17 protein-coding genes are annotated in these 15,297 nt (G+C 51.4%); 9 read left to right on the top strand and 8 right to left on the bottom strand.

From position 1 onward, the window contains the following. Positions 1-94: 94 nt before the first annotated feature. The 3 genes from ACH0WD_RS02005 to sad form a co-directional block, all read right to left on the bottom strand. Positions 95-454, bottom strand: coding sequence for a DUF4186 domain-containing protein (locus tag ACH0WD_RS02005; RefSeq protein ID WP_000992449.1), 360 nt, complete (start codon positions 452-454; stop codon positions 95-97). Beyond that, positions 454-1,380 carry a glutaminase B gene (gene glsB, locus ACH0WD_RS02000; RefSeq protein WP_000090082.1) on the bottom strand — a complete coding sequence of 309 codons (927 nt, stop codon included), beginning with the start codon at positions 1,378-1,380 and terminating at the stop codon, positions 454-456. The genes ACH0WD_RS02005 and glsB overlap by 1 nt, the downstream gene beginning before the upstream one ends. Before the next feature lie 72 nt (positions 1,381-1,452). After that, positions 1,453-2,841, bottom strand: coding sequence for a succinate-semialdehyde dehydrogenase (gene sad / locus ACH0WD_RS01995; protein WP_006685100.1), 1,389 nt, complete (start codon positions 2,839-2,841; stop codon positions 1,453-1,455). A gap of 102 nt (positions 2,842-2,943) precedes the next feature. Here sad and ACH0WD_RS01990 point away from each other — a divergent pair, with 102 nt between their 5' ends. Next, positions 2,944-3,816, top strand: coding sequence for a LysR family transcriptional regulator (locus ACH0WD_RS01990; RefSeq protein WP_000366539.1), 873 nt, complete (start codon positions 2,944-2,946; stop codon positions 3,814-3,816). A 115-nt stretch (positions 3,817-3,931) separates the two neighbouring features. Further along, positions 3,932-5,122 (top strand): sugar transporter, encoded by a 1,191-nt coding sequence (locus ACH0WD_RS01985; RefSeq protein ID WP_000154617.1) that lies wholly within the window; start codon positions 3,932-3,934, stop codon positions 5,120-5,122. 46 nt (positions 5,123-5,168) lie between these two features. Here ACH0WD_RS01985 and ACH0WD_RS01980 read toward each other — a convergent pair whose 3' ends face one another. Then, entirely contained in the window at positions 5,169-5,834 is a 666-nt protein-coding gene (locus ACH0WD_RS01980) for a MarC family NAAT transporter (RefSeq protein ID WP_000968968.1), read from the bottom strand. Positions 5,835-6,092: 258 nt separating this feature from the next. Here ACH0WD_RS01980 and marR point away from each other — a divergent pair, with 258 nt between their 5' ends. From marR to marB, 3 genes are read left to right on the top strand one after another with little or no spacing between them, the layout of a single operon-like run. Further along, a complete protein-coding gene (gene marR / locus ACH0WD_RS01975; protein WP_000843434.1) occupies positions 6,093-6,527 on the top strand; it encodes a multiple antibiotic resistance transcriptional regulator MarR in 435 nt (144 codons plus the stop codon). Between the two features lie 19 nt (positions 6,528-6,546). After that, the gene (gene marA, locus ACH0WD_RS01970; protein WP_000091194.1) at positions 6,547-6,930 is read left to right on the top strand and encodes an MDR efflux pump AcrAB transcriptional activator MarA; all 384 of its coding nucleotides are present in this window, start codon (positions 6,547-6,549) and stop codon (positions 6,928-6,930) included. A gap of 28 nt (positions 6,931-6,958) precedes the next feature. Next, positions 6,959-7,174 (top strand): multiple antibiotic resistance protein MarB, encoded by a 216-nt coding sequence (gene marB / locus ACH0WD_RS01965; RefSeq protein ID WP_000783049.1) that lies wholly within the window; start codon positions 6,959-6,961, stop codon positions 7,172-7,174. Positions 7,175-7,292: 118 nt separating this feature from the next. Here the strand turns inward: marB and eamA are convergent, their stop codons facing one another. Further along, positions 7,293-8,195, bottom strand: coding sequence for an O-acetylserine/cysteine exporter (gene eamA / locus ACH0WD_RS01960; RefSeq protein ID WP_000987750.1), 903 nt, complete (start codon positions 8,193-8,195; stop codon positions 7,293-7,295). A gap of 227 nt (positions 8,196-8,422) precedes the next feature. On the opposite strand from eamA, the gene ydeE reads away from it, so the two are divergent. Together ydeE and mgtS are read left to right on the top strand one after the other, a co-directional pair. Then, the gene (ydeE, locus tag ACH0WD_RS01955; protein ID WP_001068057.1) at positions 8,423-9,610 is read left to right on the top strand and encodes an efflux MFS transporter YdeE; all 1,188 of its coding nucleotides are present in this window, start codon (positions 8,423-8,425) and stop codon (positions 9,608-9,610) included. Between the two features lie 247 nt (positions 9,611-9,857). Beyond that, positions 9,858-9,953 (top strand): protein MgtS, encoded by a 96-nt coding sequence (mgtS, locus tag ACH0WD_RS01950; RefSeq protein WP_000901531.1) that lies wholly within the window; start codon positions 9,858-9,860, stop codon positions 9,951-9,953. A 346-nt stretch (positions 9,954-10,299) separates the two neighbouring features. Here mgtS and ACH0WD_RS01945 read toward each other — a convergent pair whose 3' ends face one another. Continuing rightward, complete coding sequence (locus ACH0WD_RS01945) at positions 10,300-10,692, bottom strand: YdeI family stress tolerance OB fold protein (RefSeq protein ID WP_000776348.1); 393 nt, start codon at positions 10,690-10,692, stop codon at positions 10,300-10,302. A 382-nt stretch (positions 10,693-11,074) separates the two neighbouring features. Here ACH0WD_RS01945 and ACH0WD_RS01940 point away from each other — a divergent pair, with 382 nt between their 5' ends. After that, a complete protein-coding gene (locus ACH0WD_RS01940) occupies positions 11,075-11,602 on the top strand; it encodes a 2-oxo-tetronate isomerase (protein ID WP_001235357.1) in 528 nt (175 codons plus the stop codon). Positions 11,603-11,721: 119 nt separating this feature from the next. On the opposite strand, the gene ACH0WD_RS01935 is transcribed toward ACH0WD_RS01940, so the two are convergent. Next, a complete protein-coding gene (locus ACH0WD_RS01935) occupies positions 11,722-11,904 on the bottom strand; it encodes a general stress protein (protein WP_000807642.1) in 183 nt (60 codons plus the stop codon). Positions 11,905-12,248: 344 nt separating this feature from the next. After that, the gene (gene dcp / locus ACH0WD_RS01930; RefSeq protein WP_000106272.1) at positions 12,249-14,291 is read right to left on the bottom strand and encodes a peptidyl-dipeptidase Dcp; all 2,043 of its coding nucleotides are present in this window, start codon (positions 14,289-14,291) and stop codon (positions 12,249-12,251) included. 138 nt (positions 14,292-14,429) lie between these two features. Here dcp and ydfG point away from each other — a divergent pair, with 138 nt between their 5' ends. Then, positions 14,430-15,176, top strand: coding sequence for a bifunctional NADP-dependent 3-hydroxy acid dehydrogenase/3-hydroxypropionate dehydrogenase YdfG (gene ydfG / locus ACH0WD_RS01925; RefSeq protein WP_000636564.1), 747 nt, complete (start codon positions 14,430-14,432; stop codon positions 15,174-15,176). Positions 15,177-15,297: the final 121 nt, after the last annotated feature.

Raw genomic sequence — 15,297 nt, 5'->3', positions numbered from 1 at the left:
GACACTTCAGCACATGAGATATATGACGGTCAACGGCTGCTATCAGTGGTATAGGGTGATTTATCGGGGAAAGCGTCAGCAACGACGCACTGCCCTACCGCTGATTCATTTGTATGACCAGCCAGTAATGGATAACGCTGACAATATACTGTTGCTGCGCTTCGCTCAGCGGTTCTCCCTGAGGTATCTGGTGCCACTTCGCCAGGCACCCGCGACAGCAGGTTGCCGTCGCATGTTGCGCGATAAATACCGGATGGCCCCGCATCGGCGTTTGCTTACCATCATTCGCCGGGTGAGCTGGCGCCAGTCGCTGGGCGATAAAATCGGCGGCGTGTTTATCAATTACCTCCGCGCCTTTATCCCAGCAATATTGTCTTTCTTTTATCCCGAGACGAAAACGCGAACGAAATGTCGATCGCGCCAGGCGGGCAAAGAGCGGTTCAAGCGCATTCATCAGTATACCGAACGTCCTAACGTTTGTGTTAATTGCTCAAGTGCGGCGATGCCTGCCAGAGAGTTTCCCGCAGGATCCAGCTCCGGACTCCAGACGGCAATCGCCATTTCATGCGGCACTATGGCGACAATACCGCCGCCCACGCCGGATTTAGCGGGCAATCCCACCCGCCAGGCAAACTCTCCGGCATTCTGATACATACCGCTGGTCGCCATTAGCGCATTAATCTGCCGGGCCTGCATGGGGGTAACTACCGGCTCGTCGAGATGAAACGCCTCGCCCTGATTCGCCAGAAAGACAAACGTCCTCGCCAGTTCCATGCAACTCATTTTCAACGCACAATAGTGGAAGTAATTTTGCAACACGGTAGGCACATCATGATGAAAATTACCGAATGATTTCATCAGCCAGGCAATAGCGGCGTTACGGGCGGAATGCTCAAATTCAGAGCGCGCGACCGTAACGTCATACGTAATATCCGATACGCCGCAAAGCGCGCGCACAACTTCCAGCATTCGCTGACGCGGCGCGCTAAGCCGCCCTTGCAACATGTCGCATACCACCAGCGCGCCCGCATTAATAAATGGATTACGCGGGATGCCTTGTTCCATCTCTAACTGAACCAACGAATTGAACGGCGAGCCGGAAGGATCTTTTCCGACGCGCTGCCAGATCTCCTCTTCCGGATAATGACGCATCGCCACCACCAGACTGAGCACTTTCGAAATAGACTGAATAGAGAAGCGTTCGTGCGCATCGCCCGCCTGATAATGCTGCCCGTCCACGGTACAAATCGCTATCCCCAGCTTTGAACCTTCGACGGACGCTAATGCCGGAATATAGTCAGCGACTTTGCCCTGGCCAATGAGGGGGCGAACGCGCTGTAAAATCGTCTCTAAAATTGCATTATCCATGGCCCTGGCCACAACATGCTCCTTGCTCGCAGGTCTGAAAAGGCCTGCGAGTATAGCAGAGGGTGCCACGCGACGTCAGGGCGATTAGACGCGGTTCTTCCAGACGGTCTGCACATTACAAAATTCGTGTAAACCAAAGTGCGAAAGCTCGCGACCGAAGCCGCTTTTCTTCACCCCGCCGAATGCCACACGCGCATCGCTGGCGCTGTACCCATTAATGAATACCCCGCCGCACTCAAGACGCGCCGCCATCTCCGCGGCCAGCGTATCGTCGGCGGTAAAGATCGTCGCCGACAGGCCAAACTCACTGTCATTCGCCAGCGCGAGGGCGTGCGCCGCATCTCTTGCAACGGTAATGGCGGCAACAGGCCCAAAAAGTTCCTGACGAAATGCCGTCATGTCAGGTGTGACATCCGCCAGAACGGTCGCGGCATAATAGTTGCCCTCCCCGGCGATTTTCTCCCCGCCCAACAGTAGCCGTGCGCCTTCGGCGACGGAAGCCTGCACCTGTTGATGGAGTTCATCACGCAAATCAAAGCGCGCCATCGGCCCCTGGTCATTCTCTTCAACCAGAGGATCCCCCATCTTTAATGCTGCGGCAGCCGCCACAAAACGATCGGTAAACGCCTGCGCAATGCCCTCTTCGACAATAAAACGTTTGGCGGCGGCGCAGACTTGTCCGGTGTTTTGATAGCGTCCGGCAACCGCGGCTTTTACCGCCAGTTCGAGATCGGCGTCATTGAGTACAATAAACGGATCCGAGCCACCCAGTTCCAGTACGCACTTTTTCAGCGCCGCCCCAGCCTGAGCGCCAATCGCCGCGCCGGCGCGCACGCTACCGGTCACCGTCACCGCCGCGATTCGCGGATCGTTAATCATCTGGCTCACGCCCTCATTATTGGCGTTCACCCATCCATAGACGCCAGCGGGAGTACCGGCTTCCGTCAAGATTCGGGCTATCATCTGCGCGCAACCCGTGACATTGGGCGCATGTTTTAACAAGTAGCTATTCCCCGCCAGCAGTATCGGCACTGCCCCGCGTAACACCTGCCATAAAGGAAAATTCCACGGCATTATCGCCAGGATGACGCCCAGCGGACGGTATTCAATCACCGCCTGCTGATTTTCTACCAGCGTAGGCTCAGGATTCAGCATTGCCGGGCCATGTTCCGCATACCAGTCGCATAACGCGGCGGATTTCGTCACTTCCGCACGCGCCTGCTTTATGGGTTTCCCCATTTCACGCGTAATACATTGCGCCATCTCTTCTGCATGAGCGCGAAGCGCCTGACCAATATCACGTAATGTTTGCGCCCGTTGCTCTACCGATGTCATTTTCCACTTTTTGAAACCGCTCGCCGCCAGACTCAGCGCATGTTCAATCTCTTGCGCGTTAGCCCAGGGCATTGCCGCCAGCGTCTGGCCGGTCGCAGGATTCACGGATAACGCCTGTGTTGCAGTCATCATGGTCATGTTCTTTCTCTCGTTATCAGGGAAGTTGTACCATCATGACGCCCTTTACCCTTTCTGAAAAATGAATAATATTAACCAGACTATTCACGAATTGAGAAAACCATGGACCTGACGCAACTGGAAATGTTTAACGCTGTCGCTCTGACGGGCAGCATTACGCAGGCGGCGGCAAAAGTGCACCGCGTTCCGTCCAACCTGACCACGCGTATCCGTCAGCTTGAAGCCGACCTCGGCGTCTCTCTGTTTATTCGCGAAAACCAGCGACTCAGGCTGTCACCAGCCGGGCATAACTTTTTACGTTACAGCCAGCAGATCCTGGCGCTGGTCGATGAAGCCCGCATGGTGGTTGCCGGAGAGGAACCGCAAGGACTGTTTTCACTCGGCGCGTTAGAAAGTACTGCCGCCGTACGTATCCCCGCGCTGCTGGCGGGTTATAACCAGCGTTACCCTAAAATTCAGTTCGCGTTAACGACCGGTCCTTCCGGCGCCATGCTGGATGGCGTGCTCGAGGGAAAGCTGAACGCCGCCTTTATTGATGGCCCGCTAATGCATCCGGGGCTGGAAGGTATACCGGCTTACCAGGAAGAGATGATGATCGTCGCGCCACACGGCCATTCCGTCGTTTCGCGGGCCAGCGAGGTGAATGGTTATAACATCTATGCTTTTCGCGCCAACTGTTCTTACCGACGGCATTTCGAAAGCTGGTTTCATGCCGATGGCGCGACCCCCGGTACGATTCACGAAATGGAGTCATATCATGGAATGTTGGCGTGCGTAATTGCCGGCGCAGGTATTGCGCTGATGCCAGCAAGTATGCTCAACAGTATGCCAGGACATCATCAGGTGGAAGCCTGGCCGTTGGCGGAGAAGTGGCGCTGGCTTAACACATGGCTAATGTGGCGGCGCGGGGCGATGACGCGTCAGCTTGAGGCCTTTATCGAGTTACTTAACGCCCAACTGGCGAGCGTCGACTGAAGACGAAACGGCCTGCGAAGTAAATGAGAAGCAGGTCACAAAATGATTGTCTTTTCGCCAGTAAACGTTTTAAGATCGCGGTCTCACCTTCTCGCAACTAACCCGAAATATTTTTATGACAATCAATCCAGTTTCCCGCAAGGTCGCGTGGCTACGGGTAGTTACGCTTGCTATTGCCGCTTTTATTTTCAATACCACAGAATTTGTGCCGGTTGGTTTGCTATCAGACATTGCTGAAAGCTTTCATATGCAAACCGCGCAGGTCGGCATCATGCTAACCATTTACGCCTGGGTAGTTGCCGTCATGTCGCTGCCTTTTATGCTTCTTACCAGTCAAATGGAGCGCCGTAAGCTACTCATTTGTCTGTTTGTTTTGTTTATTGCCAGCCATGTGCTCTCCTTTCTGGCATGGAACTTTACCGTGCTGGTCATTAGCCGTATTGGTATCGCTTTCGCCCACGCTATTTTCTGGTCGATAACCGCCTCGCTGGCGATCCGCCTGGCCCCTGCCGGGAAACGCGCGCAGGCATTAAGTCTGATAGCGACCGGCACCGCGTTGGCCATGGTGCTTGGGCTGCCCATAGGTCGCGTTGTTGGTCAGTATTTTGGCTGGCGCACCACCTTTTTTGCCATCGGCATGGGCGCATTAATTACGCTGCTATGTCTGATTAAGCTTCTACCGAAATTGCCGAGCGAGCATTCCGGCTCACTAAAAAGTTTACCTTTGCTATTCCGGCGCCCGGCGCTGATGAGCCTCTATGTACTGACCGTCGTTGTGGTGACTGCGCATTACACCGCTTATAGCTATATTGAACCGTTCGTTCAGAATGTCGCCGGGCTCAGTGCGAATTTTGCTACCGTCCTGTTACTGATCCTCGGCGGTGCCGGGATCATCGGCAGCCTCGTGTTTGGTAAACTGGGTAATCGCCATGCCTCGTCGCTCGTCAGTATCGCTATTGCCCTGCTGGTTGTCTGTTTGCTTCTGCTGCTGCCTGCGGCGGATAGCGAAGCGCATCTGGCCATACTGAGCATTTTCTGGGGCATCGCGATTATGGTGATAGGGCTCGGTATGCAGGTGAAAGTACTGGCGCTGGCCCCGGACGCGACCGATGTCGCAATGGCGCTATTTTCAGGCATCTTTAATATTGGTATTGGCGCTGGCGCGCTGGTAGGTAATCAGGTGAGTTTGCACTGGTCAATGTCGGCCATCGGCTATATTGGCGCCATACCCGCCTGTGCCGCGCTGGTATGGGCTGTGCTCATATTCCGCAAATGGCCAGTGACGCTGGAAGAACAACCGCATTAAGACATTCGTCTGCCGGGAACAGGTTTCCGGCAGACGACAATGCGCCTTAGTGGTACGTTTTAATAATTTCCAACACGCCGTTGATAATAAATTGCACGCCCATACACACCAGCAGGAATCCCATTAAGCGGGAGATCGCTTCAATCCCCCCTTTACCCACCAGCCGCATAATAGCGCCAGAACTGCGTAAGCATCCCCACAGGATCACCGCCACGGCAAGAAAAATAATCGGCGGCGCGACCATAATGACCCAGTCGGGAAACTCGCCGCCATGACGCACCGTGGAAGCGGAACTGATGATCATTGCGATGGTTCCCGGTCCTGCGGTGCTTGGCATAGCCAGTGGAACAAACGCAATATTGGCCGTCGGTTCGTCTGCCAGCTCCTCCGATTTGCTTTTCGCTTCCGGCGACTCATGCGCCTTCTGCTGCGGGAAAAGCATTCTGAAGCCGATAAACGCCACGATTAACCCCCCGGCGATCCGTAGCCCTGGAATCGAAATACCGAAGGTGTTCATGACTAACTGCCCGGCATAGTACGCCACCATCATAATAGCGAAGACATAAACCGAAGCCATATAGGACTGCCGGTTGCGTTCCGCACTATTCATATTGCCCGCAAGGCCAAGAAACAGCGCCACGGTGGTTAGCGGATTGGCTAACGGGAGCAGTACGACCAGCCCCAATCCAATCGCTTTAAACAAATCCATCATAATACTATCTCTTACCCATCAGCGTTTCATGAACCGGAAGTATAAAGTGAAATTGCCCAGGCACGCCATTTCGCCAGTGTGCAAGTTAATATCCTCTACAACCTATAACCTGTAATTATCAATTAGTTACAAGTTATCACAGCACAATACCCCGGACGCCTTTTAGCAAATCGTGGCATCGGCCAATTCATTTAGTTGACTTATACTTGCCTGGGCAATAGTATCTGACGAAATTAATTACTTGCCGGGGCAACCATTTTGAAAAGCACCAGTGATCTGTTCAATGAAATCATTCCGCTGGGTCGCTTGATCTACATGGTAAATCAAAAAAAAGATCGCCTGTTAAATAACTATTTATCTCCGCTGGATATCACCGCAACACAGTTTAAAGTGCTGTGCTCGATACGCTGCGCGGGATGTATTACCCCGGTTGAACTTAAAAAAGTGCTGTCTGTCGATCTCGGCGCATTGACGCGGATGCTCGACCGCCTGCTGTGCAAAGGCTGGATCGAAAGACTGCCGAATCCTAATGACAAACGCGGCGTACTGGTGAAGCTAACGCCGGACGGCGCGGCAATTTGTGAGCAATGTCATCAACGACCAGGGCAAGACCTGCATCAGGAATTAACAAAAAACTTAACGGCGGACGAAGTGGCAACGCTTGAGTATTTGCTCAAGAAAATTCTGCCGTAGACAAAAAAGAGGTATGACGATGTCCAGACGCAACACTGACGCTATTACTATTCATAGCATTTTGGACTGGATCGAGGATAACCTGGAGTCGCCGCTCTCACTGGAAAAAGTGTCTGAGCGTTCAGGATATTCCAAATGGCACCTGCAACGGATGTTTAAAAAAGAGACCGGTCATTCATTAGGTCAATACATCCGCAGCCGTAAGATGACGGAAATCGCGCAAAAATTAAAAGAGAGCAACGAGCCCATTCTCTATCTGGCGGAACGCTATGGCTTTGAGTCACAGCAAACATTGACCCGGACGTTCAAAAACTATTTTGATGTGCCGCCACACAAATACCGGATCACCAATATGCATGGCGAATCACGGTATATGCTGCCGCTGAACCATGGCAACTACTAGTTTGTTTATGCGCCACGCGAAGAGCACCATGAAAATGCTGTTTCCCGCTCTGCCGGGTCTGTTACTTATCGCCTCCGGATATGGCATTGCAGAACAAACTTTGTTACCTGTGGCGCAAAATAGCCGCGATGTGATGCTTCTGCCCTGTGTGGGCGATCCGCCAAATGACCTTCACCCCGTGAGCGTGAACAGCGATAAGTCAGATGAATTAGGCGTGCCCTATTATAACGACCAACACCTTTAACCTCTTTGCCCCGTTTTGCGGGGCATTTTTTTAGTACTGTCTGGCGATGACAAGTCCGCCGCTATTACCTCGCGGCATGGTCTGAAATTAGCGTTTGTCTTCTTAGTAACATAATGCCTCATCCCCTGACGCGCGCAGTACGGCGCACACGAAATCCAAACACATTGATATAGAGTCCAGCCATAATCAGTACTGCGCCCGCAAGCTGCATCCCGGTCAACGTTTCCCCGAGTAACACCGCGGCACTCGCCAGCCCGACTACCGGCACCAGCAATGATAACGGCGCCACGCGCCAGGTCTCATACCGCCCCAGTAACGCGCCCCAGATGCCGTAGCCAAGTATAGTGGCGACAAAAGCCAGATAAAGCAGCGACAATATCGTCGTCATATCGATGGTAATAAGGCTTTGCGTAATGTGATCCGCCCCCTCCAGTAGCAGCGATGACAGCAGGAACGGCAGGATCGGGATCAGCGCGCTCCAGACCACCAGCGACATCACCGCCGGGCGCGGACTATGTTGCATAATTTTTTTATTAAAGATATTGCCGCAGGCCCAGCTAAATGCCGCCGCCAGAGTCAGCATAAATCCCGACATCGCTATATGCTGTCCGTTGAGACTGGCTTCAATCAATACCAGTACACCTATAATCGCCAGGGCGATCCCCGCTAACTGCTTACGTTGTAACCGCTCACTAAAAACAAACGCCCCCAAAGCCATGGTAAAAAAGGCCTGCGCCTGTAATACCAACGACGCCAGTCCTGCGGGCATACCAAACTTTATCGCGCAAAAGAGAAAGGCGAACTGCCCAAAGCTTATCGTCAGGCCATAGCCCAGCAACAGCGTAAGCGGGACTTTAGGCCGGGCGACAAAGAAAATTGCCGGAAACGCCACCAGTAAAAATCGTAATCCTGCCAGCAATAATGGCGGCATATGGTGCAGGCCTACTTTGATGACAACAAAATTGAGCCCCCATACGACAACCACCAGTAACGCCAAAAAACCGTCTTTACGCGACATCATCGGCCCCTGTCATTATTAAAATTTTGTAAAAAGGTAAGTTATCGGAAATCAGTGCGCCATAACAGGACTTTTCTTTTTACCGTGAGCATGGCATTGAACAACACACGATGGGCAAAATCCTGCGTTATGGTATGTTAAGACTACGCTATAGCGTATAGACATCATGCTTTTGCGGGCACGGTAGATTAAAACGTCCCGATACGTAACCTCCATTTCAGGCAGGAAAAATGAATCCAGGATTGAGACGTTCGACGTTGGCTCTACTCGCCTCATCGCTGTTATTGACAATTGGACGCGGCGCCACGCTCCCCTTTATGACCATCTATCTTAACCGTCAGTACGGTTTAGGCGTGGATCTGATTGGCTACGCGCTGACCAGCGCGTTAACGATTGGCGTCGTCTTTAGTCTTGGCTTTGGGATTCTGGCGGACAAGTTTGATAAAAAGCGCTACATGTTACTCGCGATTATCGCCTTCGCCTGCGGATTTATCGCCATCCCAATGGTGCATAATGTCGTACTGGTTGTCCTGCTTTTTGCGCTTATTAACTGCGCCTATTCGGTTTTTTCTACCGTCCTGAAGGCCTGGTTCGCCGATAATCTCACCGCGACAACAAAAACACGGATTTTTTCGCTCAACTATACCGTACTCAATATCGGCTGGACGGTTGGCCCGCCGCTTGGCACGCTGCTGGTGATGCAAAGCATCAATTTACCCTTCTGGCTTGCCGCCATCTGTTCCGCATTTCCGCTGGTCTTTATTCAGGTATGGGTGACACGATCGGTTGCCCCCAGCGAGGGGAAAAACGCCGCTATCTGGTCTCCCTCCGTTCTGCTGCGCGACAAAGCATTATTGTGGTTTACGCTTTCGGCATTTCTGGCCTCCTTTGTGGGGGGCGCCTTTGCGTCCTGTATTTCACAGTACGTTATGGTCGTTGCCGATAGCGGCTTCGCGGAAAAAGTGGTAGCCGTCGTCCTGCCGGTTAATGCGGTTATTGTGGTCAGTTTGCAATACGCCGTGGGCCGTCGACTTACCGCCGTCAATATTCGACCAATGATGACGACCGGCACCGTCTTTTTTATCGCCGGGCTCATCGGATTTATTTTTTCAGGCGACAATCTGTTTTTTTGGGGACTTTCAGCGGCAGTATTCACGATTGGCGAAATTATTTATGCCCCCGGCGAATATATGTTAATTGACAACATTGCGCCTGCCGGGATGAAAGCCAGCTATTTTTCAGCGCAATCGCTGGGCTGGCTGGGTGCGGCGGTAAACCCGCTGGCCAGCGGCGTCATCCTGACGACGCTTCCCGCCTGGTCGCTTTTCGTTGTCCTGATAATCGCCATTGTGTTCGCCTGGGCACTGATGTTAAAAGGAATGCGGATTACCCCTACGCAACAGGCTATCACCTGTTAATTATCTGCAGCCAGTGATGTGCGCAGTTTCTGGCGCACCGGGTTAACCCTATATATTGCAGGCTAATTATCTGCTGTCACTGCGGTAATTCAGGAATATTCCTGGGCGCTGACGAAAATATTCTAATGCTTTACCCTTCCAGTAAAATAAATACGCAATTCAGACTTTGCTTAAGTATAAATTAGTACTATAGTCTGTACGAGGTTTTTTAAAAAAGAGGATGCACGCTAAAATAAGGAGAAACGAGATGTTAGGCAGTATTAACCTTTTTATCGTTGTATTAGGAATTATTTTATTTTCCGGATTTCTGGCCGCCTGGTTCAGTCACAAATGGGATGATTAATGAACGGAGATAATCCCTCGCAGAGCCGGCCCCTTGCTGCATCGTTGCGCAAGGGGCCGCTTTTGTCTGGATGGCAGGCAAAAAAAACCGCCGGTTCACCAGCGGTAAATGCTTGCATGGATAGATTTGTGTTTTGCTTATACGCTACCGGGCAAATTCTTGCGAGGATAACGGATCGCTAACGACTGTAGCACCGTCAATATCAATGAAGCTTAAACGATACGCAACCAGACCTGAATAAGACATTATGGGACCTTTTGTCCCCCAGGCGCTTTTACAAGACCCATGGTATCAGGCCAACCGCATGCCCCGTATGGCTGACCTGGAGATTGTCGGTTAGCGCGCGTTATTTTTGCAGTCGGTTCACGCGAACAAGCGGTTCCTTCGCTTTCTTGTCCAGACTACCGTTAATGTTGATCATTTGATCCGGCTGAACTTCCCGCCCATCAAATACGGCGGAAGGAATTATCACGTTAATCTCGCCGGATTTATCACGAAATACATAGCGATCGTCGCCTTTATGATCAATAAGGTTGCCGCGCAGCGAAACGGTCGCGCCATCATGCAGGGTTTTTGCCTGTTCGATGGTCATTTTTTCTGCATCATCCGTACCGCGATAACCATCCTCAATAGCATGAGGCGGCGGCGGTGCCACGTCTTTTTTTAATCCCCCTTGATCATCCGCTAGCGCGTAAGGCATTATCAGAAAACTTAAAAATGCAGCCACCTGTAGTTTCATGCTCTCTCCTTAATAACGTCTATTTGACGTATTAAGTCTGGCCGCTATTTTTAGTTTTTACAAACATGAATTTACCCGCAGAATATTAAGCAATAAAATCAACCCATCCGGATTAATATGCAACCGATATCAGCGCCGGTGAGCGCGAAAGCGTAACGGCGTAATAGAGAACTTGCCACATAGCTGAAGTCATATGCATCAACGTTTTGATAGCAATTCAGAATAATCGTCTTTATTTTTTGAGGATAATGGCCTTACGCATAATCAATGACAGTCATCGCCGCAGGAAAATAGTCATTCACTGACAATGTCATAAAATAAATATGCCATACTTGAGAAGAACGAACATATTTCATTTGTCTCTGTAACGGAAAAATAAACGATGAGATTAGAACAGCACGATATTGTCACCCTTGATGAAGCCGAATCCGTCGATAGCCTGACAAAAAAACTTGGTGATTTACTGGTTAACCAGAAACTCCGTCTGACCACTGCAGAATCCTGCACTGGCGGGAAACTGGCTTCAGCATTGTGCGCAGCAGAAGATACGCCCTCATTTTACGGTGTGGGTTATGTCACCTTTACTGATGAAGCCAAAGCAAAAATCTTACGCGTACAACGCCACAGTCTTGCCGAACATACCGCCGTCAGCGAAGCGGTCGTTACTGAAATGGCACAGGGCGCTAAGGATCAGGCTGAGGTCAATATCAGCATAGCGATCAGCGGCTATGGCGGTCCGGAAGGCGGCGAAGATGGCACGCCGGCGGGCACAGTTTGGTTTGCCTGGAATATTAACAATACAACTTTTACAAGCCGACAACATTTCAACGGAGATTGTCAGGAAGTATTGGAAAAATGCGTACGCTTCGCCCTCGCTGAATTGCTTTTTCTGTTAACGAAGAAAGCATAAACAATAATTTCATCTGACCGGTCAGAATAACTCCCGGTCAGAATAAAAAAATGCGAGCCTATGGCCCGCATCGTATGCGCAATATTTCAGAATATATTTATGAAATATCAGCAGTAAAATTAATTGCCGGATTTCCGTCCGCCACTGTGGCTATTCTGGCCACCTTTTTTACCCGCTTCAGATGCACGCTGTGGGTCGTTTTTAAAGTTCCCACCGCTATGCTGGCCGCCTTTACGACCTGCTTCTGAGGCTTTCTCTTTATCTTCTGCAAAATTACCGGAACCGCCGCGATGTTCTGCCATAATATAATCCTCATGATGATGTTGCGTTTTAAATATGATATGTCTTCTCATATCATGTGATACAGTTCTAAATCTAGTCGCCCTGTGCGCAGTGTCAAATTCATTTCTGCATTATTTACATAATGCCAATGCATGGCGGAAAATATATTTTTTGAAAACATCAACAGCGAAGCGGTAATAAATCTTTGGCAATCAAGCCACCACGGGAAAATAAGTAGAAAAATCCGAATGCACGCCCTCTTTATATTCAGACAATTTAACCCCATAAATTTAACTGGCTGTCATCAGAAGTGCAGGATTCATTTTCAGGCGGTTGTTCGACAGTGCCGAACAACCGTATCAGCTTAGCGATCGAGCCCACGATATTGCAACATGGGGTCAATATGCGGTTCATGTCCCCGCCAGGCTGAATAAAGCGTTTCTAAATCAGTACTATTCCCCCGGGAAAGGATAGCATCACGAAAACGCTGCCCGTTTTCACGCGTCAGGCCGCCCTGCTCTACAAACCATTGATAACCGTCATCCGCTAACATTTGCGTCCACAGGTAGGCGTAGTATCCCGCTGCGTAGCCGCCGCCGAAGATATGGGCAAAATAACTGCTGCGATAGCGGGGCGGCACTGCCGGTAAATCAAGATGCTCGGCGGCCAGCGCCTGCTGCTCGAACTCAGCGACAGACTGCTCTGCTACGCTCTCCTCCAGCATATGCCAGCGCATATCCAGCAATGCGGCGCCGAGCAATTCAGTCATATCGTAACCTTTATTAAATAAACTCGCCTTGCGCATTCTTTCCTGTAAATCAGCGGGCATTTTTTCACCGCTGTCGACATGACGCGCGTAGCGTTCGAACACGCGTGGATGGCTCGCCCAATGCTCATTAATCTGGGAGGGAAACTCGACAAAGTCGCGGGGCGTATTGGTACCTGAAAGCGTGGCATAGCGCTGAACGGCAAACAAACCATGTAACGTATGACCAAACTCATGGAAGAGCGTAATAACGTCGTCCCAAAGCAGTAATGCAGGCTGCCCATCAACCGGTTTCTGATAGTTACATACATTGTATATAACGGGCCGGGTTTCATTGAGTGTGGATTGCTCGACAAAATTCCCCATCCACGCGCCGCCGCTTTTCGAGTCCCGCGCGAAGAAGTCGCCATAAAATAACGCCATGCCGACACCATCGGAGTCGAAAATCTCCCACACCCGAACATCAGGGTGATACACCGGAATGTCAAAACGCTCGACGAAGGTGATGCCGAATAGCTGGTTGGCGGTCCAGAAAACCCCCTCTTGCAACACCGTATTTAAGGCAAAATAGGGCTTCAGTTGCGCTTCATCTAACGCATATTTTTCCCGCCGTACCTGTTCGGCATAGAACATCCAGTCCCAGGCCTGAACGGTGTAGCCGCCCTGCTCACCATCAATGACGTTCTGAATTTCCGCCTGTTCATTGAGTACACGCTGACGCGCTGGCGGCACAATGCCACGCATAAAGCTCAGTGCGGCTTGCGGCGTTTTCGCCATCTGATCGGCCATTTTCCATGCGGCATAATTGGGGAAACCCAGCAGTTTTGCCTGACAGCGACGAATCTCTACCAGACGCTGAACGATAGCGCGGGTATCGTGGACATCTCCTTTTTCCGCCCGAGTCCATGACGCTGCGAATAAATTTTCGCGGGTCTGGCGATCGCGCAGTGTAGCAAGCGCAGGCTGTTGCGTCGTATTAAGGAGCGGAATGAACCAGCGCTCCTCCAGGCCTTTTTCACGCGCCGCTTCAGCAGCGACGGTCATTTCTTCCGGGCTTAATCCTGCCAGGCAATGCGCGTCATCGACCGCCAGCCCGCCCGCTTTACTTGCCGCCAGCAGACGCTGATTAAACTGACTCATTAAGGTCGCGGATTCAGTATTCAATACCTTCAGTCGCGCTTTATCCTCTTCGGCAAGCTGCGCGCCTGCCAACACAAAACGCTGATGGATAACATCGACCAACCGTAGCGACTCATCATCCAGCCCCAGTGAGTGACGCTGTTGCCAGACGGCATCCACGCGAGCGAATAACGCGCTATTCAGATAAATATCGTTGGAGAGCGCCGCCAGCTCGGCAGAAAAGGCCTCATCCAACCGCTGGAGTTCATCGTTAGTGTGCGCGGCCGTCATCGCGAAAAAAACGCTGGTGACGCGTGACAGAAGCGCCCCGCTTTGCTCCAGCGCCAGAAGCGTATTCGTAAAATCAGGGGCCGCCGGATGATTGACGATGGCCTCGATTTCCACGCGTTTTTGCCGCACGCCCTCATCAAAAGCAGGACGATAATGGCAATCTTTGATCCGATCAAAACGCGGTGCCTGATAAGGCAACATACTCTGGTCTAACAAAGGATTCGTCGACATTTTTCACTCCTGAAAATAGGTTGATCATAAGAGTAAGCTTCCCCCTATGCTGACCGCAACCGTGTTAACCAGGATTACCCTTTCATAAACGCCGCGTGCTATGGTAATACAACACAAAAAGCGTTGAGGAACTGTGTGATGATCGTTTTAGTAACTGGAGCAACCGCAGGGTTTGGCGAGTGCATTGCACGCCGTTTTGTTGAGAATGGACATAAAGTCATTGCCACGGGACGTCGTCATGAACGCCTGCAAGCGTTAAAAGATGAGCTTGGCGAGAACGTATTGACCGCCCAACTGGACGTGCGCAACCGCGCGGCCATCGAAGAGATGATGGCCTCTCTGCCTGCGCAGTGGCGCGATATTGATGTGCTGGTCAATAACGCCGGTCTGGCGCTGGGTCTTGAACCGGCGCATAAAGCCAGCGTAGAAGACTGGGAAACTATGATCGATACTAATAATAAAGGCTTAATTTATATGACCCGCGCCGTGCTGCCAGGAATGGTCGAACGTAATCGCGGTCATATCATTAACATCGGTTCAACCGCCGGCAGTTGGCCTTATGCTGGTGGCAACGTCTATGGCGCGACGAAAGCCTTTGTGCGCCAGTTTAGCCTGAATTTGCGCACGGATTTACACGGCACGGCGGTTCGCGTGACCGACATTGAACCGGGTCTGGTTGGCGGTACCGAGTTTTCCAGCGTCCGTTTCAAAGGCGACGATGAGAAAGCGGGTAAAACCTACGAAAATACCACCGCGCTCACGCCAGAAGACATTACCGAAGCGGTATGGTGGGTGGCCACACTCCCCGCGCATGTGAATATTAATACCGTTGAAATGATGCCTGTTACCCAATCCTTCGCAGGGCTCAGCGTCCACCGTAGCTAAGGGGTTATACCCGGTCTGCGGGCCGGGTAATCCCTGGCAAACGTATCTGCAACCAAGAACATGATCGGTATAGACCACCACGGAAAAGTGGTAGAGTATCCGGGTCAACCGCCTAAAAAGT

It is taken from the genome of Salmonella sp. 2020_1395, assembly GCF_043848115.1.
GTDB lineage: Bacteria > Pseudomonadota > Gammaproteobacteria > Enterobacterales > Enterobacteriaceae > Salmonella > Salmonella enterica.
This window is presented reverse-complemented; position numbering and strand designations above follow the sequence as displayed.